We start from the raw sequence: 23,066 nt of genomic DNA on the forward strand, positions 1-23,066 counted from the left end.
CTCGCGTCGCTCCTCGGATCCCACCGGGCCCCGTCTGCCTTGCCAGTTTCATGAAGGCGATTTTGGGTGGGGAGAGCTTGCGCCGTGTCTGGCTGTGCTAAGTCTCAAGCGTAGGGCGTTCCTAGTGAAATTGAGGAGTTCCTGGAGCAGGGGCCGATATCGGCTTGCCGCACGCGTATAGCGGATTGCGGTTCCCGGACAAGCGGTCAGCGACCGGTGCGAGCAGTCTAGGTTAGAGATTAAAGACGAACTGTTGATATGCTGATTGCCGGGATGCCAAACGCGTCGAGTTTTTGGCGGGGAGTAGAGATTGGATCCGCTAGATTTGGTATCTGCAGCGCCATGGCGGAGCGTTACGTTCACGACCTATGCGTTGAGCCTGTCTTTTTTTGAAGCTGTCGTTCTAGATCGTCTTATCCGAGGCGGCGGTCAATCGGCTCTCATTCTCGCCGATCCTGAAGGTGTACGATCAGGTCTGAGCGAGGAAGGTGCCCGCCGTGCCGGCCGCGATTATGATATTGAGCCAATCGCCTGTACTACCGGTGTGTTCCATCCGAAGATAAGCGTCTTCGCGACCGCAGAGGACGCTCATCTGCTGGTTGGCTCGGGAAATCTGACATTCGGCGGTTGGGGTGGCAATCTCGAACTGGTCGAACACCTCCATCCGAGTTTCGCAGCTGATGCGGTCGACGACGCGGCGGATCTGTTCGAGCTACTCAGCATCTCCGACTACATTCGCACCGAGGCCGGCCCGGCTTGCATCCGGGTTGCAGAGTCCCTTCGCGCCGCAAACCGTGCCGCGACAAAGACAGGGGATGTTCGGCTGGTTCACAGCGTGGGTGGCTCTATCGCCGCGGAGATTCAGCGCTTCGCCGACGAACTCGGCGGCGCTCTGCAGATCACGGTCGTATCGCCCTATCACGACCTCGACGGGCGCGGGGTCGACGCTTTGTCTGACGCTTTGTCGTGCGACAATGTGCGGTTGCATGCTCATCCAGATGGGACCGTGCGCGGGTTAGGCGCAGCCTGTTGGCCGTTCAACGGAACGCGCAAGCGCAAGGCTGTGAATGTCGCGACGCCGTTCGCGGCCGACGACCGCCCGCTTCACGCAAAGGCGATCGAGGTTCTCTGCCGACGGGGTAGGTTGCTGATCTCTGGCAGTGCCAACAGCACGCACGCTGGGCTTTTTGGGGCCAATGTCGAGGCGTCGGTGCTTCGAATCCAGCGCAATGCACAACTAGGCTGGAAGCCGTCACGTGCATCGCCGCCCCAGCGGTCCGAGGTGGAAACCACTGACGAAGAGGAGGAGACACACGACAGCGTGGGTGTCCTTCGGGCTTCGCTTGAGGGCGGCATGGTGGAGGCGACCGTCATCACTCCAGCGATTCGGGGTAGCGTGACAGTCTACGTACGGAGTGTCCGAAAGACCCGTGAGTTGGGGCAAGGAGACATAAATGGTGAGGGTCGCCTCATCATAGGTGCGCCCGGGCTTGAACAGGAGGCTTGGGAGAGCGGACGCCTCGTTCTTCGGATTGAGCAAGGCGAGAAAGTGCTCGAAGGTTTTGTCGCCATTCCAGCCGCTTCGGAGCTTGTCCGGCGTGTGGGTCCAATGGCGACCCGCATTTTCGCCATCCTTGCCGGCAATGAGACCCCGGCCGACGTTTCAGCCATGCTCGCCTGGTTTCGCGAAGATCCGGACAGGCTGCCCCGTGCCACCAAGATTTCAGGAACATCTGCGGGCGAGGACCTTGATGAAACTGCTACATTTGTGCACCTTGGCGCCCTTCAAGGTGCGGCACCAAGCAATACCCACCAAGGGTTTGTAGAGGGCGGTTCGGTCGCGTGGCGGCATGCGATGGCGCTCCTGCGCGCAGCATTTTCGACCCCTCGCGGACCCTGGAATGCCGGCGGCGAAACCGACGACGATGACGATGACGACCACGACGCACGCGAAAAACGCGCGCGTAAGCAAGATCAGCAGAATACAAAATCGCTTGAGAACTTTGAAGCGCTCTTACCGAAAATGCTCGACCCTACAAGCGCGAGCGCCGATCCCTTGCTGGCTCTCGCTCTGACGCATTTTATCGTCGATCGCATCCGGCCGTCACCCGCCAACGTGCGGCAGTGGCTCGGAAAGATAATGCCCGCGATCTCCTCCTACAGCGGGCCGACGGAAAACCAAGCGTTGGCGTCGCTCCTCGTCTACTATGGCACCGATGGTGCACCGAACGGCGCCTCGCGAGTAAGGCGCACCCTCTTGAAGCACGGAGTTGATCCGATCACGCTTGATCCCCTCAGTTTTGAGACGATCCCGGCCTTCATAGATCTGCTCGGGAAAGGGTTCGGCGTCACGGGGTTCATAGCGGCAATCTGCAGCGCCAAGACCGCAGGGGAAGAAGTGCGCGCCTATCTTACGGCCGCCAACGCGGGAGCAGCCTTGATCGATTCCCTCTTCTTAGCGAAGTCGGAGTATTGGCCGCAGCTCCACAAGGCCCTCACCGACCGAGCGCTACTCGAAAAATTTTATATTGTCGAAACGCCGCCGCCGGCCTGTCCGCGCTGCCACATGACTTTCCCGCGAGGTAGATCCGGTGACCTCCGCCAACTCGGTGTTACGACATGTTGCGGCCGCCTGATATTGAGCAAGGCCCTCTAATGCCGGCGACGCTCAGCGAACTCCTCGAGAGTGCCTCGTCCACTCGAGAGCCACAGATACTGGACGAGATCGGCATCCGCCAGGGCGGCGTTGATCCGCTTGGGCTCCGTCAGATCAATTTCGGATTAATGGATCGAGTGCTGCCCAACCTCAACAACGTCGCGCGGCACATTCGGCCTTATGTCCTAATGGCGTGGGCATGGCGCCGGGTCCGTCGCCTGCTCGAACGTGGCAAGAAGGATGGCGCGCTCGATTCCGAAATACGCGATTTTGTCGACCGCATCGAAGCGCTCTACGCATGGTCACAGTTTCTCATTGATCCTGGTGCTGACCTGCCAGGCGCGGTAGCGATGCGGAAGCTATTCGAAGTCAAAAGCTATGTTTTTGGAGGGGAGGAATGGGAGCGTCGGCGCGACATGCGCCGGTATTCGACCGGCCTGGTCTCGCCGCTGAACTACGGTCCGAGCCTGCAGACCATGGGATGGCTCGTGCGAGCAGATGAAGGCACTGGCATTTTCCGGACGCCGCCGGAATTGGATTCTGTCCTCGATGCATTCGAGCAGAAGATCAAAGGGGAACTCGATCACCCCGCGTTCAACCGTCTCGGATCGGTGAGGGTCAAGCGCGAGGACGCCGAGCGATGGGGTAAGCTATGGTCGATGGGGAAACCTCTCGCGATCGAACGTAAAGCGTTGTTTGAGCGACTGGGCGGGCCACTAGCGGCTCTCATCCGCCAGCAGGGCATAGCGCTCGCTCGCGCTGGTTTCAACGACCTCGCCAGCCAAGAATGGGAGTTGGACGAAGTTCGAGCGCGCATGTCAGATCCGCCACATGCCTGGGACGATCCTGGCAACTGTCCGTCGATCACTGAAGATTGGCGTGCGGTCCAGGTACGACAGGTTTTCCGTCTTGCACTCGAAGGGCTCTTCTTCTGGTTCGTGGAGAGGCTGGGCGATGGGCCGATGCATAGCTCTGCCGTCGCCAACGAGTTTATCGGAGAGTTGGGAAAGAAACGCCTACCAAGAACGGCAGGCGCATGGCTGCTTGACAATGCCACCAAAGAAAATCCAGTCAACGTTCTCGCCACGATCAAACGCGCCTTGCACTCGCGCACTAAATTAGCGGCAGCAATTGTCGACGGGCTGCGCCACAGCCTTCACGAAGCCCCCGGCGAAGCGCTCGACTTCGAGACCTTCGACCGTCTACCGCTAGCGCGCGCCCGCAAGGAAGCCGAAAGCTGGCGTGGTCTTTCTCCACGGGACTTCTTCGTACGCGTTCTTGAGACATGGATCATGGCGCAGCATACCTATTGGTGCGTCAATCGCGGGCTGTCGGATGCACGCGGCCGCGGTAAGACGATACTTCGGCTGCGCATCGTCATGGACGAAGGAGGGTGGACTCAAACGCCCGGCACGACTCTCGGTAATCCACCCGAGGCGACGCCGGACCGGCTCGACACCGCGATCAACCTGTTGGAAGAGTGCCAGATGCTGTCAGCGCAAGCCTAGCCACTCTGACAGCGTCACACAGCCGTTGGCGGATCCATCACTTTTTTCATGGCCAACACAACGGCACTCCTGATCGATGAATATGAACCGGTCCTGGAAACAGCAAGGATATTTCGACCGACGAAAATCGTGGGCTGGCAAGACTCGCGCCAACATATGCGAAGCGACCGCAAGCCGGTGGCGGTGGCCCCAGAGCAACGGAGGAGAAATGCGTGACGACGAGCTCATAGAGCGACCTGGTTGCGGCTGCACGCCTTGGGCTCAGCACCCATCAACGCGTGGGGGTGTCACGACATCGCGGTGATCGTCGACGGCGTCACACCGCTATGTGGGCCGAATGCGTACGGTCTGGGGTCACTGCCAACGAGAAACTTGCGGCAAGCCGGCAAGGACGAAGAACTTTCGGGGAACCGTGCCGCCCAACGCGGGGCGGCGATGCGGGAAGATCCTCGATTTTTGACTCACGAAGAATCCAATGAAATCAACGTTCTCGCTACTTCCGACGGGCCTTCCATGGCGATTGATTCTGAACAAAAAAATACGCTACTTGGCGAGCAGTGACGGTACTTTTCAAGGCGGCGGAGGCAAGACGTCGAACGCCGCAAAGTGTGAGAAATCGCCCGATTGGCCCCGATAGTTTGTGAAACCTCAGAATATTTTTTGCGACGATTTTCCCTTCAAAATCAAAAGCGTAACTTTTTGACGGCCCATGTGTCGGATTTTCGAGCGGAAAACAAGAAAAAACCTCTTTAGATCAATGACCTAGCCTGGTTGGAAACAATCGAGTGGGAGTGATTCAGGCCCACTCAAACGCCGCCGAAAACACGCCATTGTACGCCATAACTATTTGACAACACATATAAACCTATTCGGCGACAATCGGTGCGCAGAGATTGGATTGACGGACCGGCTGAGGGACCTTCCGCATATTGGTAGCTCAGATTTTTCGAAGTACCGTCAGATCCAATGAGGCTCTGACGGTATTTTTTTATGCCTTAAGGAATTGAAGATAAAACAAAATTTCTGCCGAAGAGCCTCGAAATTGTACTGACGGTACTTTTCAGGAGGTAGCGGGGAATGCTGACGGACGTCGCCCTTAAAGCCCTGAACCAAAAGAGAACATCTACAAGATTGCGACGGCATGTATGTTCGCGTCATGCCCAGTGGCGCGATCTCCTTTCGGCTGGATTACAGGCTCAACGGAGGCCGCGAGACGGTCTATCTTGGCAGGTATGGACGGGACGGAATCTCGCTTGCCTCAGCCGGGAGAAGTGTCTCGACGCGAAGCGCGCTATTGGCGAGTGACGGTCGCCGGCGATAGAAAAGCAGCGCGACAAGCGCCGAGTTGTCACCCCGGTCTCCGGCCGACTTCAGCGCCGAAATGGCTACCAAACCAAAGCGATGCCCGGGCCTCCAAGGCCTCTTCTTATTCCGGCCAAGCCGGCCCGGAGCGCCGCATTCACTCACATCCCTTGAACCTGAGTGCAGAGCTGCTGCATCGAAGCCATTTGAGCAGCCGAGTTTGCGCCCGAACCCGTGCTGGTTCTGGCGGTCGTATCGCCAGCTGTATTCGAGGATCCCGACGTGCCGGTGGTTGTACCCGAACCAGTGCTGTTGCTGGCCGTGGTGTTACTGCCGGTCGAACCAGAGCTGCCTGAAGTGCCGGTGGCTGTGCCAGAGCCGGTGCCGATACTCGCCGTTGTATCACTGCCGGTCGAAGCCGAGCTACCTGACGTGCCGGTCATTGTGCCAGAGCCAGTGCCGTTACTGGCCGTCATCCTCGAGCAGTCGGAGCGAACCTGTGCCTGCTGTTCAGAGCTCAGGGACGACCAGTTCTTGCGGATCTCATCCTGCGACAGAAGTCTTCCCGAATTGGCGTCGCTGAAGAATGAGCCGGAGAGCTTGCTGTCCCAGCCGCTCGGGATACCGCTTTGGCCGGAGCCGGACGTAGAACTCATACCCGACCCGGCCGATGAGCCGGACGTTCCGTTCGTGCCGCTGGATGTTCCCGACGACTGCGCCAAGGCCGCGGTGGCGAGACAGAGAGAGATCGCTGTAGCTGTCAAAATCTTACGTTTCATGTGAGTCTCCTTTGGGGTTCGACGCCGTTGCGGCGTCGAATCCTAATCCCGAGGAAAGGCACTTGTTCCTGTAAAGAGTGGAATTCGATGTCATGATCCTTGTGCACCAGCCTTGGCCTCGAATGCGATGCCGGAGCGCTTCAACGACGACTGACGCCTCAGGCGAGAGCTGTCCGCTACTGGGTGTTAGAGGCGATATGCGGAACGCTTCCCGAATAGTTGGGTGCCACCATCGGGTAATTGCGAGGCAGGTTCCATTTGGTTCGGTAATCGTCCGGATTCATGCCCAGTCGGCCAAGGTGCGAACTGCGTCGGGTCTCGGTTAGAGACAGGAGGGTGGCCTTTGCCGCGGCGTATAGCTCGACATGCGGAGCTCGTCTCGACCGCGCACACTCAATATGTTTTACGATGACGCCCCCCAGATGTCATATGAGCGAATGCCTTTCCGGCGAAATAAATTGCTCCCAGCAGGTCGACGCTCAGCACCTTCAGCCAGCCCGCTCTAGTGAATGCCTCAATGGTTAAAGATTATCAGGCCGGCGCGTTGTTGACGATTATTACCAACCTGCCGAACGCGTGAGCGCAAGTCGACAGCACCGTGATAGCGGCCTCCCCGGCGCGCCCCTTGTCGAACCGATGCGCGCCTTCTCGACCTTGCCTCCACCCACGTCGGCTCACCCGTGCACCTTCGGTGCCCAACCGCATGGCGATGGCCAGTCCAATGCCGCTTGCAGCACCGGTTACAATGCAGTCTTGTTATCCAGGCGCATCGGGTTCGACCTCTTTCTGGGGAGCAGCAAGTGGTTCAGTCCAGCCTTCAGCGACCCGATCCACGCTCAGCAGGCTGCGCGCATAATCCTGTTGCGCGCGAACAATGGCATCGTCTTGCTGTGAGGGAAGAAAGACCGGCAAAGCAAGGCAGACACTTTGTGTGGCCAACAGCTTGTTCCAGTTCGCGATCAGCGCCTTGAAAGCGCGCCCCACCGCCCTCGGATTTCGGTCGAGGTCATAGAGGCCGAGCGGATTGATCCGTCCGTTGTTCTCCCGAAGCGCACTGTCCCAGTCCACCTGATCCGTCAGCGAGTACCAGGTGAAGCCTACGATGGGGATGCCATCGTTGCGGATCCGCAGCACGTTGGCCCACTCTTTCCACAGCCAATAGACGGCCTCGTCTCCATTGGGGCCTTCGCTGATGTTGGTCTCCGTATGCATTACGGGAAGCCGGTAGCGGTTGAAGTACTGCCGCGTGATCTCGTCATAGCCAAACACCTCGCCGGACCCGGACGTCGTTCCGTCTGCCCAAACCCGATGTTCGTTGGTCTGGTAATAGTCGGTGCCCATCACGCAATGCCTGCGCAGATGGCTTTCCAGGAAGAAACTGTATTCTTCGGCCGTCATCCCGTTTTCGAGAAGATAGCGATAGGTGTGCGCGTCGACGTCATGACCGTAGTTGAGGTCAAGCGACAGGAAACGCTCGCTGTTGAACCGTTCCGCTCTGCCGACCGCCTCGGGAGAATCGGCGTGGAAGTATTCCGAGGATTCGCTCTGAATGAAGATGGCGTCCGGCCGCACCTCGAGAATCGCCCGCATGGCAAGCACGTTCGCCTTCACGATGTGCTTGAGGGCGGTGACGAAAGCAGTGTCGCTGCTCAGTTGTTCGTTCCACCATCCCCAGCGGGCCGAAAAGGTGGCGCAGATGAACATCTCATTTATTGGGGTGAAGAGCTGGATCCACGGATAGCGCATCGCGAAATCCCTGGCGTAGTGCTCGAATAGTGTCGGAAAGTCCGGGTTCTGGAAGTTGCCAATCCAGTCCGGCACGCCAAAATGGCAAAGGTCGACGATCGGAAGAATGTCTTTCGCCTTCAGGTCCGCGAAGGTCTCATCGGCGAATGCCCAATCATAACGTCCGTCACCCAGCCATGTTTTGTGGATGGGAGGTCCGTAGCGGAGGAAATGCACCCCGAGATCCTGGACCAGTTCGAAGTCGGTGCGCCATCGTTCGTAGAAGCGGCATTTTTCCATTTCGTCGACGCGCTCCCGGCCTTGTCGAATGGTGGGGGTGCTGTTCTCGATGCCGGTGGCAAACATGAACGTGAACATTGATGGTCCTTAGCCAAGGCGGAGATGCCCGCGCTTGGTCAAACGTTCAGTGCTCGACGCAGTTCCTGCAAGACTGCTTGTCAAGTTCGGTGGGCGCCTGACAACCACGTGCCTGCAAGTGCTATTCACAGTCGGTTGACCGTTCGTTGCGAAAGGCAACGGCACATGGCGGAAAAGCCTTCGAACCGGCTTTTTGCCAAAGCCGAAGAATGGCTGGTCGAGAAGGTTCAGCGGCGATTTCTCCAGCCTCACCCGGCCATTCGGAAAGATGGCGCTACGCTCGTGATTGTGAGCAGGGGCCACCCAGGCATAGGCGGGTCGAGATTGGCGGAATTCTATCCCACGGTTCAAGCGAGCAGCTTGCGCCGAATATGATCGGACTATGCTGGACGGAGAGGTCGGCTTCGGGCCAGCCCAGTTGGCGTCAAACGGGTCTTTGCGAGTTAAGGCGGTATGGTAGTTATCCACGTTTGCAAACTGCAAACGGACGTTCCGCTGCCGGCCCCATTTGAGCCATTCACTGGGACGCAGACCCGCGGTACATCACCGATATTCTCGAAGCCAATAGTTGGTCTCGTTCATCGTCCCATGGTTCGACAGACCCATACGAGAGAATACGAGAGATATGGACCGGCGAACCATCCGCTGTATTGATCTCCTGTAGAAAACAGTGCCCCTCAGAGACTAGCATGATCGTTATTTGTCAATGCGCTGCGAAGCTGTTCGCCCAATTGATTCAAGAAGCTGATCCAGCCACTCCCTGACCGCATTTATCTTCTGCCGAACGGCAGCACCGCGCCTGAATCCTGCCTCCGGATCAATGTTCGCGTGCGCAAAAACGGCCGCTCGCGAACATACATTGACAGGTCCAGTTCCGAATAATAAGTTCGCTCATAGAACGAATTAACGGGAGTTCAATGTGACTGACCTGCCGCGCATATCCCGTCAGTTCTCACAGCGCTCCGTGATGGAAGCGATCGTCCAGGGCGGGCCGATCTCCCGCGCCTCGATCGCCAAGCTGACGGGCCTGTCGAAGCAGACCATCTCCGAAATCATGCGCGGGCTCGAGCAGGAGGGCTGGGTCCAGGAAACCGGCCGCACCAGCGGCCATGTCGGGCGCACCGCCGTCACCTACGAACTGGTCCACGACGCAGCCTATATCATCGCCGTCGACCTTGGCGGCACCAAGGTGCGGGTCGCGCTGACGGACCTTGCCTGCCAGATCTTTGCCGAAGCCGCCACACCGACCGACCCGCGCGGCGGCCAGTTCGTCGTCGATCAGATTGCAGCGCTGGCCTTCGATGCCGCGGCCAGACAGCACGTCGCGCGCAAGAAGATACGCCTGGCCGTCATCGGCGCGCCTGGCGCTCCTGACCCGGCCACCGGCCGCATTTTAATGGCGCCGAACATTGCCGGCTTCGACACAATGAATGTGCTGGATGCCTTCGAAGAAGCGCTCGGCGTCGCGGTGATGATCGAGAACGACGTCAATCTCGCGGTGCTTGGCGAGAACTGGCTCGGCCAAGGCCAGGGCATCGACAATCTCGCCTACATCGCGCTCGGCACCGGCATCGGCAGCGGGCTGATGCTGGGCGGCCATCTGGTGCGGGGTGCTGGGCACGCCGCCGGCGAGATCGGTTTCATGCCGATCGGGGCCGATCCCTTCACCGAGGAATCACTGCGCACCGGCGCATTCGAACGCGCGGTGGCCACCCACGCCATGACCGATCGCTACCACGCCCTCACCGGCAGGCAAATCTCCGTGCCGGAAATATTCGAGAATGCCGCGCGTGGCGACAAGGACGCGCTCACCGTGCTCGACGAAACTGCCCGCCATCTGGCGCAAGGCGTTGCGGCAATCGCGGCAATCGCCAATCCAGAAAAGTTTATCCTCGGCGGCTCGATTGGGTTGCGGCCCGAAATCCTGTCCAGGGTGCAGGCGCTTCTGCCGCTATGCTTCCCCTATCCGGTCAGGGTCGAGGCGAGCGAACTCGGCGCACGCGCAGCCCTCATCGGCGCGGCGGCAATCGGCCTTGGCCAGTTGCACAACACGCTGTTCGGCGTCGACGCGCCTGATGGCCGGATTTCGCTGCCGCCTGCCCAGGCCGCCGCCCTGAAGGAGGCCGCGATATGACTCGCAATATTACCGCCCGCCTGCAGGCAGCGCTCGACCGCGACGACGCACTAACGCTGTTTCGCCGCGCCATCGGCCGAGAGAGCATCACCGGCAACGAAGCCAACTTCGTCGACTTCCTAGAAGCCAGGATGCGCGACCTTGACCTCAGCGGCCTGACCAGGACGGAATTCCTTCCCGGGCGGCCCAACATCTGGGGCGAGCGCAAGGGGGCCGACCAGGGAAAGCGCCTGCTGTTCATCGGCCATACCGACACCGTCCATGTCGACGGCTGGCGCGAGCATTGGGCAGGCACCGAGCGTGAGGATCCGTTCGCCGCCCCGATCATTGATGGTGCTGTCTGGGGCCGAGGCTCCGGCGACCTCAAGGCCGGCATCACTGCTTCGCTTGCGGCACTCGCGCTACTCGACAAGGCCGGCGTTCGCCTCAAGGGCGACGTCGCCTTTGCTTTCATCGGCGACGAGGAGAGCGGCCAGCCCGGCACCGGCATTTCCGCCGGGATCAAGCACTTCGTCGGACGCATCAAGGCCGGCGAGGTCACAGCACCCGATTTCAGCGTCTATGTCGAGCCGACCCGCCTGGCCGTCTATGCGGCGCAGATCGGCTTCTTCATCACCGATATCTCGATTACCGGCAAATCCGCCTATTTCGGTGTGCCAGAACTCGGCAAGGATGCGCTCCGTGCAAGCCATGCCGCGATGACGGCGCTTTGGAAGCATTCGGATGAGGTCGCCGCGCGCGCCGAGCACAAACTGGTCGGGCGCGGCTTCCTGCTTATCACCGGGCTTGCCGGCGGCGGCTACATTGCCGTTCCCGAGCGCTGCACGCTCTCGCTGATCCGCAAGCTGTTGCCTGGCGAAGACCTCGACACCGCCGCCGCCGAGATCGAGGCTGCCGTGCGCGGCGCGATCGCCGATCCGGATATTTCGGTAGAGTTCGCCTACCCCGCCGGCCGCGACCACAGGCTGGGCGGCACCGCTGCCGAGATCGGCGAAACGCGGGCGGAAGTCGCCATGCTGTCCGACGCGATGGCTGGCGCAATGAGCGGACGCGGCGTCATCGAGGGCGCACCGTTCTGGTCGGAGTCCCCCTTCATCATCAATCAGCTCGGTATTCCTGCCGTCTATTGCGCGCCCGGCGACATCAGGAATTGCCACACATTCGAGGAGCACGTGGATGTCGAGGAATATTTCGCCGGCATAGTCGGCTTCGCCGCCTTCATGGCCCGCTACTGCGGCGTGGCCGACTGAACCACCAACGAAGCAAAATGGGAGAACTGACATGTCGATGAAGACACTGATCGCCGCCGCCTTTGCCGGCGGATTGATGCTTGCCGCCGACCCAGCTTTCGCACAGACGGTCGGCCCGCAGGGCGAGAGCGCCACGCCAAGTGCCGACGTGATCCTAAGCGATGCCGACATCGCCGCGCTCAAGGACAAGGGCTACAAGGCTGCCTTGCTCTGGCACACCTCGTCCGATTTCACCAATGCGGTAACCGCCGGCGCCACCGACGAATTCGCCCGCGCCGGCATCACCATTGCGGTCAAAACGGATGCCCAGTTCGACTCCGCCCGCCAGCGCAGCGACATCGAGACGGCGTTGGCCGCCAAGCCCAACGTCATCTTGGCCCTGCCGCTCGACCCGGTCACCTCGGCAGAAGCCTTCCGCCAGGCGGTCAAGGACGGCACCAAGCTGGTGTTCCTGTCCAACTTGCCCAAGGGCTACAAGCAGGGCACCGATTACGCTTCGATCGTGACTGACGATCTATTCCAGATGGGTAAGCAGGCTGCGGACGCGATGGCCAAGGCGATCGGCGGCAAGGGCAAGGTCGGCTACATTTTCCACGACGCTGCCTACTATGTCACCAACCAGCGCGACCAAGCCTTCAAGACCACCATCGAGAAGGTCTATCCCGAGATCAAGATCGTCGCCGAACAGGGCATATCCGATCCGGCCCGCGCCGAGGAACTGGCCAACGCGATGCTTTTGCAGCATCCCGATCTCGACGGCATCTACGTGACCTGGGCCGAGCCGGCCGACGGGGTGCTGTCGGCGCTACGCGGCGCCGGCAACGCCAGGACCAAGATCGTCACGCTCGACCTCGCCGAGCCGGTCGCGCTCGACATGGTCAAGGGCGGCAATGTCGCAGCCCTCGTCGCCGACAAGGCCTATGAACTCGGCCGCGCCATGGCTGCCTCCGGCATGAAGTCGCTGCTTGGCCAGCCGACACCAGCCTTCGTCGTCGCCCCGGCCCTGACCGTCACCAAGGAGAATGTCGCGCAGGGCTGGAAGGAATCGCTCAACCGCGACGCGCCGCAGCCGGTGCTCGACGCGGCCAAGTAAGGCTCACGCTCCGGCGCGGCCCGCCGCACCGGAGCTTTTCTTCGACACAACAAAAAGGGAACCGGGACATGCGCAAAGCATCTGTAATCATAACGACAGTGGCGAGCCTGCTAGCCATGCACGCCTTCGCCGCTGAAGGCGTCACCACAGGACCGAATGGTGAAAAGCCGGTGCCGGCGAGCAGTCTTACGCTGACGCCAGCCGAAGAGCAGCAGATCAAGGACGGCAAGTTCACCGCCGCCCTCGTCTGGCACGAGATGAGCGAATACACCAACGCCGTCAACGCCGGCGCCCATGACGAATTCAAGCGCCTCGGCATCGAGGTGGTGGCGCAGACCGATGCCGGTTTCGACGCCGCGCGACAGAAGGCCGATGTCGAGACGGTGATGGCCAAAAAGCCGTCGATCATCCTGTCGCTCCCCGTCGATCCGGCGACCGCAGCTTCGGTCTACGATCCGGCACGCCAGGCCGGCGTCAAGCTCGGCTTCGTCGACAATTCCCCGGCCGGCTACAAGCAGGGCAGGGACTATGTCACCATCGTCTCCGACGATCTCTTTCAGATGGGCAACAAGGCCGGCATCGCCATGGCCGAGGCGCTCGGCAAGAAGGGCAAGGTCGGCTACATCTTCCACGATGCCGACTTCTACGTCACCAACCAGCGCGACCAGGCCTTCAAGAAGACCATCGAGCAGGACTATCCCGATATGAAGATCGAGGCCGAGGCCGGCATGGCCGACCCGGCGCGCAGCGAAGACATCGCCCAGGCGATGATCACCCAGCATCCGGACCTGGACGGCATCTATGTCACCTGGGCCGAACCGGCGCTGAGCGTGCTTTCGGCCTTGCGCGGTGCCGGCAACATGCACACCAAGATTGTCACGCTCGACCTCAACGAGCCTGCCGCGCTCGACATGGTCAAGGGCGGCAACATCGCGGCCCTCGTCGCCGACGAGGCCTACAGCATTGGCGTGACGCTGGCGCGCGCCTCGGCAGGTTCGCTGGTCGGCAAGAAGGCCGAACCATTCTATGCCGTAGATTCCATCGCCGTCACCAAGGACACGGTGAAGGACGGTTGGAAGAAGTCCCTCAACAAGGACGTACCGGCGGCCATCGCGGACGCGGTGAAATAGGCTCGAGGCGAAGCGCTCACCACCGGAGGGATAAAATGTCCAGTGCCAACACCAGTGCCGGTGGCAGCTTCGCCAGCCGCTTCAATCTGCAGCAATATGTCGTCTACCTCGGTTTCCTGGCGATCTTTCTGTTCTTCGCCATTGTGCTGCGGGACAGCGGCTTCCTCACCGTCCGGAATTTATCGAACATCGTGTTGCAGACGACGCCGGTGACGATCATGGCCATCGGCCTGGTCTTCGTCATGTCGGCCGGCGAAATAGATTTGTCGATCGGCTCGATCGTGGCGGTGGCGGCCCTTGCAGCCGCCGTCACCATCAACGCGTACGGCATGCCGGCAGGGATAGTCGCCGGCCTCGGCGCCGGCCTGCTGATCGGCGCCATCAACGGCGTGCTGGTGGCGTATGTCAGGCTGCCCTCTTTCCTGGTGACGCTGGCGACGCTCGGCCTGTTCGCCGGCGTTTCGCGTTCGATGACAGACCTTCGCTCGATCTCGCTGACCAACGAAGCGTTCACCGGCTTCTTCGGTTCCGGCTCGCTGCTCGGTGTCCCCTCACTCGTCTGGTGGTCGGTGATTGCCGTGGCCATCGGCCACCTGGTGTTCCGCGAGACCCGTTTCGGCGCGCATGTGCTGGCGACCGGCGACAATGCCCGCGCCGCAAGCGTATCGGGCATCAGCGTGCCCAGGATCAGGCTCGCCGTGCTGACCATCAGCGGCGGGCTCGCCGGTCTTGCCGGCTTGCTCTATGCCGGTCGCCTGCAGGCGGCAAAATATACTCTCGGCGAAACCGACTTGATGACGGTCATCGCCGCCGTCATCGTCGGCGGCACGCTGCTCAATGGCGGCAAGGGCTCCGTGGTCGGCGCGCTGGTCGGCTCGTTGATGATGGGCATGCTCAACAACGGCCTGATCCTGATGGGCCTGTCGGTCTCCGACCAGATGATCGTGCGTGGCCTCATCATCCTGACCGCAGTCGCCGTGTCGCTGCGCGAAAAGAACCGCTGAAGGAAGCCATCCATGTTTCTCGACATTTTGCGCCGCCGCAACCCCGCCTTCATCGAATCAGCTATCCGGTTGCACCAGCAAGGTAAGCTGCCGGCCAATGCTTATGTGCTCGATCTCGACACGGTTGAGGCCAATGCGCGGGTTCTCAAGAGCGAGGCCAACCGCAACGGCCTGAAGATCTTCGCCATGACCAAGCAGGTCGGCCGCTCCTCGTCGTTCTGCCGGGCTGTGATGCGCGGCGGCATTGACCGCGCGGTCGCCGTCGACATGGCTTGCGCCCGCGCCACCCACAAGGCAGGCATGAAGCTTGGCCATCTCGGCCATCTCCAGCAGGTCGCAAAATTCGAAGCGGCGGCTGCGGCGAAAACCTTCAAGCCGGACTACTGGACCGTGTTCAACGCTACCAAGGCTGGGGAAGCGGCAACAGGCGCCAAGGCGGCCGGCTATGTGCAGGACCTGCTGGCCCGCATCGCCGCCGAAGGCGATATCTTCTATCGCGGCCATGAAGGCGGTTTCAATGCCGCCGACATTATCGATGTCGCCGACCGGCTGGATGCCGTCGAAGGCGGCCGTTTCGCCGGCATCACCACTTTCCCTGCTCTGCTGTTCGATCATGCTTCGCGAAAAGTGCTGCCGACCCCCAATCTGGCGACGCTCGCGAAAGCTGCGGTAGCGTTGGCCAAGGCAGGCCGCAAGGACATTGAGATCAACGCGCCGGGCACCACGTCGAGCGTCATGCTGGCGGCACTCGCCGAGGCCGGCGCGACGCAGTGCGAGCCCGGCAATGGACTACATGGCACCACCGCGCTGCATGTCATGGAAGATTTGCCGGAGCTGCCGGCGGTGCTCTATCTCACCGAGGTCTCGCATCTCTCCGGCGGCAAGGCCTATTGCCTTGGCGGCGGCTTCTACATCGATCCGATCTTCCCCGACTACGACGTCAAGGCGATCGTCTCGGCTGAACCGACGACGGCAGGCTCGGCACTGCGCAGCGTCGAGGTGCCGCCGCCCTCTGCGATCGACTATTACGCCATGATCGATGCCGCCGGCGCGAACGCGCCGAAGCCTGGCGACAGCGCCGTGTTCGGCTTCCGTGGCCAGGCCTTCGTCACCCGCGCCCATATTGTCGGCGTGTCGGGCATTTCGACGGACAATCCGAAAGTGGAAACCATCGAGAACGGCTTCGGTGAACCCTATGCCTGGCCAGTCTAGGAGAAACACATGACGGTGAGCGCGCCCATCCTTCAGCTGCACGACATTCGCAAGAATTTCGGCGGCATCACCGCGATCGAGAGTTTTTCGCTCGAGGTTTTCCCGGGCGAGATCGTTGCACTCGTCGGCGACAACGGCGCCGGAAAGTCGACGCTGGTCAAGATCGTCTCGGGCGTCCACCCGCCCTCGTCCGGCACCATCGTCATCGAAGGAAAACCGGTGACGATGTCGAATGCCACCATGGGGCGCGCGCACGGCATCGAGGTCGTCTACCAGGACCTGGCGCTGGCCGACCAGCAGACGGTCTACATGAACATGTTCCTCGGCCGCGAGCCGCTGAACCGCCTCGGTTTGCTCGACCGCCGCCGCATGATCGACGAGACCGAGAAACTGGTGAAGGAACTGGACGTGCGCATCCCCTCCGCCCACGCCACTATCCGCGATCTCTCCGGCGGCCAGCGCCAGGGCGTTGCGATCGCGCGCGCCACGCATTGGGCAAGCAAGCTGATCCTGCTGGATGAGCCGACGGCGGCGCTGGGCGTTGCCGAAACCGCCCGGGTGGAGGCTATCGTCCAGTCGCTGAAGCAGCGCAATGTCGGCATTCTGATCATCAGCCACAGCCTCGACCAGGTCTTCAAGCTCTCCGACCGCATCTGTGTTCTCAGGCGTGGCAAGCAGATTGGAATTCGCGAGACCGCGAAGACCGATAAGAACGAGATCATTGCCATGATCACCGGCCTGCAGCAGCAATAGCAGGAACCTCTCTGAGAGCCCCCGCCCGAGATCCGGATGTTGTCGGCGATCACGCGATCGATCAGCTTGTGCCGCGTGGTGATCGCCATCGGCCCGTCCTGGTCGTAGCTGCCTTGCCACTCCGGATGCGGCGCCAGCAGCGCTGGCACATACATCGTGTCGGCCGAAATCATGCGCTGTTCCTTGCCGTAGTTTGCGAGGTAGACCGAGTGGCCGGGCGTGTGGCCGGCGCAGCGATGATCTGGAAGCCGGGCGCGACTTCGGCGCCGTCATGGATGCTGCTGGAACTGCTGCGTCTGGTGAAGCTGCCTGCATCGCCTGAATTTCTCCAGGCGTATCCGCACCAGCTTTCTGGCGGCCAACAGCAGCGCGTTGGCATCGCTATCCCAGTCTCGATTTGATAGGACCTATGCAATGTATGGCGGCGCCGACATCACCGTGCCGCCCGGCGGCGTCAAGCTGTCCGGTTTCGGTCGCGACAAAGTCGCTGCATGCGCTGGACAGATACACCGTCTCAAAACAGCCTGGATTTCTCTGGGCTGCCCGTTTCTCGCTAAGCGCTGCCGAGGATGAAATCGGCGCACCGATCGGCGATCATGATCACCGGCGCGTTGGTGTTGCCGCTGATGAGACGCGGCATGATCGAGGCGTCGCAGATGCGTAGGCGCGGCACGCCGCGCACGCGCAATTGCGGGTCGACCACCGCCTGGTCATCGGTGCCCATCCGGCAGGTGCCGCAGGGGTGATAAACCGTCTTGGCGTGTTCGAGGATGTGGTCTGTTATGGACTGATCGGAAAGGTCGGCGGCCCCGCCCGGCGACAGCTCCTCGGCGATCACCGCCTGCAGGGCCGGCTGACGCAGGATGGTGCGGGCGATCTTCATGCCGGCGAGCAGCAGGGCAACACGCAAGATGCGACGGCAGGCTTTCCCTCGAAACCCGCTTCGAGGATCTGGAATATCTCACCACCGGTCGTACCGATCTGGTTTCGGTTCTTACCAACAATGCCTACCTCCATTCCCATTCCTCATTCTTTTGTCTTCCTGCTTGTCCTGGCGGCGGTGATGTTGGTCGTTCTGCACCGTACCGCCTTCGGACTATACCTCTACGCCGTCCGCAAAAATGAAGAGGCCGCGCGGTTTTCGGGAATCCGTACCGGCCGGGTTATCATCTGCGCCTATGTGATCTGCGCCGGGCTGACGGCGCTGTCATCCATCTTTCTCGCAATGTACACACGCTCGATCCTGCCAAGCTCGCACGGCAATTTCTACGAGCTCTACGCGATCGCCGCCGCCGTCATTGGAGGGTTCTCGTTGCGGGGCGGGGAAGGCTCAATCATTGGTGTGGTGCTTGGAACGATCTTGCTGCAGGTGCTTCAGAACCTTGTCAATCTTCTAGGCATTCCCTCCTCACTCAACTTTGCCGTGAGTGGATCGGTGATCCAGATCGGGGTACTGGCCGACCAGGAATACACAGAGTTTCGAAAGCGCCGCGAATTGATGCGGGGCCGGCTCGCAACCGCCGAAGGTAGGCTGTGATGCCCAAGCCGGTGAAATAGGTTGTTCACGGCAGTTGCGATCGCCGACCGGTTGGCTGCTTGCGCCCGGGGGGCAGCCGAAGGCCGGGATCTAAAACGCCGCAATATTGCCTCTCGAGCGGCTCCTGCTTCGAAGGCAGTCGCCACAATGTCGATGCAGTCGGCTCATGATGTGCCGAGTTTCGATCTCGCATGGCGATGTAACTTTATGCGATCAGCCCGTACTGCCGTGCCTTGTTGCGCAAGAACGGCAGACCGTTGCCCATTACAACCGCTTCACTCTCGGCCACCGGACGCCACACGCTGAGGCCAAACGCCAGACGCGGATCCATGTTGATGAAGCTCTCCATCGCGAGCCCGCCCTTGAAGCGGATTGCGGCCAGCGTTGCGAACGTCTCATCCCAATTGCAATTGCCCTCGCCTGGGGTGCCGCGATCAGACTCGGAGAGATGGATATATTTGAGGTAATCGCGGGCGGTGATAATGCCGTTGCCCATGCCCTTTTCCTCGATATTCATGTGGTAGGTATCAAGGTGCACGAACATATTGTCGGCGCCCACTCGTTCGATCAAAGCCACCGCCTGAGCCGCGGTGTTGATGATGTGGTTCTCGTAGCGGTTCACGGCTTCGACACCGAGTTCGATGCCGCGAGACTTGGCTTGCGCGGCGGCGGACGTCATCACTTTCGCAATGTTATCAAGTTCGTCCTGCGTAGGTGGCACGCCAGTACGCTCGCCGATGCCGCCATAGATTACGCCGCATAGCGCCTGGGCTCCGATGTCGGCCGTCTTGTCGATAGCCACCTTGAGAAAGTCAATCGCCTCCTGTGGGTGGCGCGATGCCCACGCATGTTCGGGCAACCCTAGCGAGCACACCGCCTGCATGCCATTTGCCGCCAGCAGCTTGCGGGTGTGATCGGCATCGCAAGAAAATGGATCGGCCAGCGAAATTTCAATGAAATCGAGATCGTATTTTTTCACCGCCGCTACAGTGTGCTCGGCGCCCTCTACGGACCAACCACTCGTCCACATGCTCGTATGAACGCCAAAACCCTTCATCGTGTTATCCTCATGAAATTGAGCTGCCCGGCAGCCCACCGCAAGATCATGACGCCGATCAGCATGATGCCCCAAATGGCTGTGGCCAGGTGCTGGCTGGCGCCCAAGAGATTCAGTCCCGAAGAAAGCAACTGCAAAACGATGAGGGCTAGGAAGACCGAAACGACCTTGCCGAAGCCGCCAAACGGATTCACCCCGCCCAAGAAGCAGGCAAGCACCGTAATCAGCACATAGGACTCGCCATGGCCGACACGGACGGAATTGAATCGTGCCATCATGATAATGCCGGCCAACGCACACATGGCGCCAGACAGCGCGTAGATCAGAATGATCACGCGTCGCGTCGAGATGCCGGAATAGCGCGTCGCCTCGATGTTGGAGCCGACCATATAGTTTGAAAAGCCAAGCCTGGTTCGGGTCATCAAGACATGCCAGACGATGACTGCGCCGAGCAGTATCAGCAGCGGGACAGGAATGCCGACGATGCTGCCGTGGCCCAAGGGCTGGATGAATTCGGGAAAGCCCGAAATGTCGGCGCCGCGGGTCAGAAACTCGCCAAGGCCGCGCAGGAAAATCATCACCGAGAGCGAAACGAGGATGGGGTGCGCGCCGGTATAGGCTATCACCGGGCCCATGACCAAGCCGCTTGCCGTGCCAACGCCGACCGCAAGAACGGAACCGAGTAGAAAGGCATAGATGCTTGCGTCCGGTCCTCCGTTGGCCTGAAGAACCCAGGCGAGCGTGAGGCCACAGAGATTGGCCGTGAACGTCACGGCGAGATTGATGCCGCCCGAGATGATCGGCATCAACATCGCGAGCGTAAGCAGTCCAAGTTCAGGCAACTGGAAGGCCACCGATTCAAAGGTAGCTTTGGACAGGAATCGCGGCGAGAGAGATCCGAAGAATGCAATCACCAAAATCAATGCCAGCAAAAGTCCGATATTCTCGGCGCCCAACGTGCCGGCAAGACGGCGCAAGAATCCGTGCCGTAGCGCTCCAGTTTCGAGCACGCGCTGCGTCATGTACCCATCCTCTGCCGCAAGCCCGCGAGGATATGCCCGAGCGGCGCGTTGGACAGCGTGATGGCAATCAGAATGATCGCCCCGACGATCATCTTGAAAGCATAGGGAGAGATGCCGAGGAGGTTCAGCCCGTTTTGCGTCACCGACACAAGAAACACGCCAAGGATGCAACCGAGCACGGTGCCGCGCCCGCCACCCAGCCTGGCACCGCCAAGGACAACAGCTGCCAGCACGTCCAGCTCGCGCCCCACCAATGCGTTGGGCACGACTTCCTGGGAATAGTGCACCTGCACAAGTCCCGCGATCCCGGCCATCAAACCAAGCCAGCCGAAGGCAATGAAGTGCATCGCCGCGATGTTGATACCGAGGCGACGGGCGCCCTCCGGGTTATCGCCAAAAGCGTATAGCTGCCGTCCCGTGGTGGTATACCGGATAAGCCCCCAGGTGGCGGCGACGCAGACCGCCATGATCGCAACCGGCAGTGTTAGCTCGGCCCAATTGCCATTCGCCTGTTGGAACTCGAAAAGCACAGTGCGATGCGTCCACCATGCAGGCAGATTGTAGATCGATACACCGTGCGTGAAGAACATCAGCAGGCCGAAAAAAATATTGAAGGTGGCGATGGTGACAACGATTGAAATGATCTGGAAATAGTAGATGAGGCCGGCGTTCACCGCACCCAGGGCGATCCCGACAATTGCCGCCAAGGTGAGGCCGATGAACCAATCACCACCTCCCATTTGGGCTAGAGCCAGCGCCACGACGTATTGAACCACTGACGCGGCCACAGCGAAGGAGATGTCGATGCCCCCGGCGATCAACACCACCAGCAGCCCAACCGCGAAGATCAGATTTGTCGAGCTTGTGTTGAGCAGATTGAAGAGATTGGCAATGGTGAAGAATTTGTCGCTCGCAACGGAGAGACCTGCGCTCATGATGAGAAGAACCACAACGAGCCATGTCTCGGTGGGATGAGCCCGGAAGAGCTTGCCGCGGTTACGCATAGACGGCAGCTTCCAGGTCACCGAGCGAGATGGCGTGCGGGTCGTATTCGGCGACTATCTTGCCCGCGGCCATATGGAGGATGCGATCGGCGTTGAAATAGACCTCCGGCACTTCATCGGATATCAGCAGAATCGCCAGGCCTTCGGCAGCGAGCTTGGCGACAATCTCGAAGATGCCGGCCCGTGCGCCAACGTCCACCCCCACGGTCGGCGAATCAAGAATGATCAGTTTCAGTCCGACCGCCAGCCATTTGGCGATGGCCACCCTTTGCTGGTTGCCGCCTGAGAGCGTGGAAATCGCATCGGTCTGCCGCCCGACTTTTATCGCCAATTCCTCGATCCAATGATTGACGAGCGCATCCTTCTTCTCCGAGGAGATCAGCCCTCGATCAAGGATCTTGTCGAGCACCGGGATAACGGCGTTGTCGGCGATGGACTGAGCTTGTATGAGACCAAGGGACAAGCGGTCTTCGGAGAGATATCCAATACCCGCGCGGATTGCGTCGCGGTTGGAGTTCAGATGAAGAACCGTCCCGTTGAGTGCGATGCTGCCGCGGTCTGGGCGCAGCATGCCGAAAATCGAAAGCGCGAGTTCTGTGCGACCGGCGCCGAGTAGCCCGGTCAGGCCAAGCGTTTCACCGCGCCGTATTGTCAGCGAAACGTCGTCATAGTCGCCTGCGCGGGTCAATCGGTCGATCTTCAACACGACGGGTGATCCACTAAGGTTTCTCGTGCTCACGGTTTGGTCGAAAGTCTTGCCGGTCATTAGTTCGGTGAGGCGTGATTGGGTCATTCCGGCGGTCGGGAACACCCCAACGACCTTACCGTCGCGCAGAACGGTGACGCGACTTGAGATCTCCAGAACTTCTGCAAGGCGATGGCTGACGAAGACGATGGCCATGCCTTCATTCGAGAGTGTTCGAACGATCGCGAGCAACCGGTCTGTTTCCGATTGAGTAAGCGACGATGTGGGCTCGTCCATGAAAATAACCTTCGCATCGCCGGCGAGCGCCCGGGCGATGGCGACGATCTGACGTTGGGCGATTGCAAAGCTACGCAGAGGCGCGTCGACATCGAGGTCGGCGCCAAGCCGCGCCAACAGCCCTCGCGCCACCTCGCGAATGCGCGAATGATCGACGAGCCGAGGCATGTTGCCGAGGACAGTTCTGATCCCGATATTTTCCGCGACTGTCATTTCAGGAAACAGTGCGAGGTCCTGCCAGATGACTTCCACCCCGGCGCTGCGCGCCGCAGCCGGCGACATGATGTCGACAGACTTTCCGGCGATCGACATGTTTGCGCCGCCTAGCGGCTGACAAACGCCGGTGATTACCTTGATCAGGGTGCTCTTGCCGCTGCCGTTCTCACCGGCGATGCATTGCACTTCGCCCGGGAGAACCTCGAAGGCGACATCCTGGAGGGCTCTAACGCCACCAAATGTGACGCTTATGTTGCTAAACGACAGAACCGGTGGGAGGTCCTGCGTCGTAGACGCGACGAGGTTCACGGCGGGCCCTTCTGA

General features: G+C 60.5%; 19 protein-coding genes and 3 pseudogenes. 14 read left to right on the top strand and 8 right to left on the bottom strand.

Going from position 1 to position 23,066, the window contains the following annotated elements:
* Positions 1–310 precede the first annotated feature (310 nt).
* The 5 genes and pseudogenes from NKH22_RS12315 (at position 311) to NKH22_RS12335 (ending at position 6,249) form a co-directional block, all read left to right on the top strand.
* Positions 311–2,656: a phospholipase D-like domain-containing protein gene (locus NKH22_RS12315; protein WP_352909637.1), complete on the top strand. Its 2,346-nt coding sequence runs from the start codon at positions 311–313 to the stop codon at positions 2,654–2,656.
* The gene (locus NKH22_RS12320; protein WP_352909639.1) at positions 2,656–4,164 is read left to right on the top strand and encodes a septum formation inhibitor-activating ATPase; all 1,509 of its coding nucleotides are present in this window, start codon (positions 2,656–2,658) and stop codon (positions 4,162–4,164) included. The genes NKH22_RS12315 and NKH22_RS12320 overlap by 1 nt, the downstream gene beginning before the upstream one ends.
* Before the next feature lie 300 nt (positions 4,165–4,464).
* On the top strand, positions 4,465–4,725 hold the full coding sequence (locus NKH22_RS12325; protein WP_352909641.1) for a hypothetical protein: 261 nt from the start codon (positions 4,465–4,467) through the stop codon (positions 4,723–4,725).
* 516 nt (positions 4,726–5,241) lie between these two features.
* Positions 5,242–5,466: pseudogene (locus tag NKH22_RS12330) on the top strand (Arm DNA-binding domain-containing protein); the annotation flags it as partial.
* 234 nt (positions 5,467–5,700) lie between these two features.
* A complete protein-coding gene (locus NKH22_RS12335; RefSeq protein WP_023728077.1) occupies positions 5,701–6,249 on the top strand; it encodes a hypothetical protein in 549 nt (182 codons plus the stop codon).
* A gap of 172 nt (positions 6,250–6,421) precedes the next feature.
* Here the strand turns inward: NKH22_RS12335 and NKH22_RS31515 are convergent, their stop codons facing one another.
* Both NKH22_RS31515 and NKH22_RS12345 read right to left on the bottom strand, forming a co-directional pair.
* On the bottom strand, positions 6,422–6,667 hold the full coding sequence (locus NKH22_RS31515; protein WP_373420121.1) for a MucR family transcriptional regulator: 246 nt from the start codon (positions 6,665–6,667) through the stop codon (positions 6,422–6,424).
* A gap of 334 nt (positions 6,668–7,001) precedes the next feature.
* A complete protein-coding gene (locus NKH22_RS12345; protein WP_023667728.1) occupies positions 7,002–8,348 on the bottom strand; it encodes a family 1 glycosylhydrolase in 1,347 nt (448 codons plus the stop codon).
* A 919-nt stretch (positions 8,349–9,267) separates the two neighbouring features.
* Between NKH22_RS12345 and NKH22_RS12350 the strand changes: the two genes are divergently transcribed.
* From NKH22_RS12350 to NKH22_RS12380, 7 genes are all read left to right on the top strand, one after another.
* Positions 9,268–10,482: an ROK family transcriptional regulator gene (locus NKH22_RS12350; RefSeq protein ID WP_031251268.1), complete on the top strand. Its 1,215-nt coding sequence runs from the start codon at positions 9,268–9,270 to the stop codon at positions 10,480–10,482.
* On the top strand, positions 10,479–11,732 hold the full coding sequence (locus tag NKH22_RS12355; protein WP_352909643.1) for a M20 family metallopeptidase: 1,254 nt from the start codon (positions 10,479–10,481) through the stop codon (positions 11,730–11,732). Before NKH22_RS12350 ends, NKH22_RS12355 begins: the two co-directional genes overlap by 4 nt.
* Before the next feature lie 31 nt (positions 11,733–11,763).
* The gene (locus NKH22_RS12360; RefSeq protein ID WP_352909644.1) at positions 11,764–12,825 is read left to right on the top strand and encodes a substrate-binding domain-containing protein; all 1,062 of its coding nucleotides are present in this window, start codon (positions 11,764–11,766) and stop codon (positions 12,823–12,825) included.
* 68 nt (positions 12,826–12,893) lie between these two features.
* Positions 12,894–13,955, top strand: coding sequence for a substrate-binding domain-containing protein (locus NKH22_RS12365; protein ID WP_352909646.1), 1,062 nt, complete (start codon positions 12,894–12,896; stop codon positions 13,953–13,955).
* 35 nt (positions 13,956–13,990) lie between these two features.
* Entirely contained in the window at positions 13,991–14,959 is a 969-nt protein-coding gene (locus NKH22_RS12370) for an ABC transporter permease (protein WP_023827936.1), read from the top strand.
* A gap of 12 nt (positions 14,960–14,971) precedes the next feature.
* Positions 14,972–16,171 (top strand): alanine racemase, encoded by a 1,200-nt coding sequence (locus NKH22_RS12375; RefSeq protein WP_352909648.1) that lies wholly within the window; start codon positions 14,972–14,974, stop codon positions 16,169–16,171.
* A 9-nt stretch (positions 16,172–16,180) separates the two neighbouring features.
* Entirely contained in the window at positions 16,181–16,924 is a 744-nt protein-coding gene (locus NKH22_RS12380) for an ATP-binding cassette domain-containing protein (protein WP_023686849.1), read from the top strand.
* A 23-nt stretch (positions 16,925–16,947) separates the two neighbouring features.
* Here the strand turns inward: NKH22_RS12380 and NKH22_RS12385 are convergent.
* A pseudogene (locus NKH22_RS12385) lies at positions 16,948–17,201 on the bottom strand (MBL fold metallo-hydrolase); the annotation flags it as partial.
* Between NKH22_RS12385 and NKH22_RS12390 the strand changes: the two are divergent.
* Positions 17,161–17,325 carry a hypothetical protein gene (locus tag NKH22_RS12390; RefSeq protein ID WP_023715648.1) on the top strand — a complete coding sequence of 55 codons (165 nt, stop codon included), beginning with the start codon at positions 17,161–17,163 and terminating at the stop codon, positions 17,323–17,325. The pseudogene NKH22_RS12385 and the gene NKH22_RS12390 sit on opposite strands and share 41 nt — an antisense overlap.
* A gap of 152 nt (positions 17,326–17,477) precedes the next feature.
* On the opposite strand, the gene NKH22_RS12395 is transcribed toward NKH22_RS12390, so the two are convergent.
* Positions 17,478–17,801, bottom strand: a complete 324-nt coding sequence (locus NKH22_RS12395; RefSeq protein WP_502908569.1) for a GMC oxidoreductase — start codon at positions 17,799–17,801, stop codon at positions 17,478–17,480.
* Between NKH22_RS12395 and NKH22_RS12400 the strand changes: the two are divergent.
* A pseudogene (locus NKH22_RS12400) lies at positions 17,802–18,461 on the top strand (ABC transporter permease); the annotation flags it as partial.
* Between the two features lie 205 nt (positions 18,462–18,666).
* On the opposite strand, the gene NKH22_RS12405 reads toward NKH22_RS12400, so the two are convergent.
* The 4 genes from NKH22_RS12405 to NKH22_RS12420 are packed head-to-tail and all read right to left on the bottom strand — an operon-like array spanning position 18,667 to position 23,051.
* On the bottom strand, positions 18,667–19,518 hold the full coding sequence (locus NKH22_RS12405) for a sugar phosphate isomerase/epimerase family protein (protein WP_023753927.1): 852 nt from the start codon (positions 19,516–19,518) through the stop codon (positions 18,667–18,669).
* Positions 19,515–20,540 carry an ABC transporter permease gene (locus NKH22_RS12410; protein WP_023667740.1) on the bottom strand — a complete coding sequence of 342 codons (1,026 nt, stop codon included), beginning with the start codon at positions 20,538–20,540 and terminating at the stop codon, positions 19,515–19,517. The genes NKH22_RS12405 and NKH22_RS12410 overlap by 4 nt, the downstream gene beginning before the upstream one ends.
* On the bottom strand, positions 20,537–21,544 hold the full coding sequence (locus NKH22_RS12415) for an ABC transporter permease (protein WP_023667741.1): 1,008 nt from the start codon (positions 21,542–21,544) through the stop codon (positions 20,537–20,539). Before NKH22_RS12415 ends, NKH22_RS12410 begins: the two co-directional genes overlap by 4 nt.
* Entirely contained in the window at positions 21,537–23,051 is a 1,515-nt protein-coding gene (locus NKH22_RS12420) for a sugar ABC transporter ATP-binding protein (protein ID WP_352909652.1), read from the bottom strand. The genes NKH22_RS12415 and NKH22_RS12420 overlap by 8 nt, the downstream gene beginning before the upstream one ends.
* Positions 23,052–23,066 lie beyond the last annotated feature (15 nt).

Origin of the sequence: Mesorhizobium sp. M1252, from assembly GCF_040318265.1 — a bacterium.
GTDB lineage: Bacteria > Pseudomonadota > Alphaproteobacteria > Rhizobiales > Rhizobiaceae > Mesorhizobium.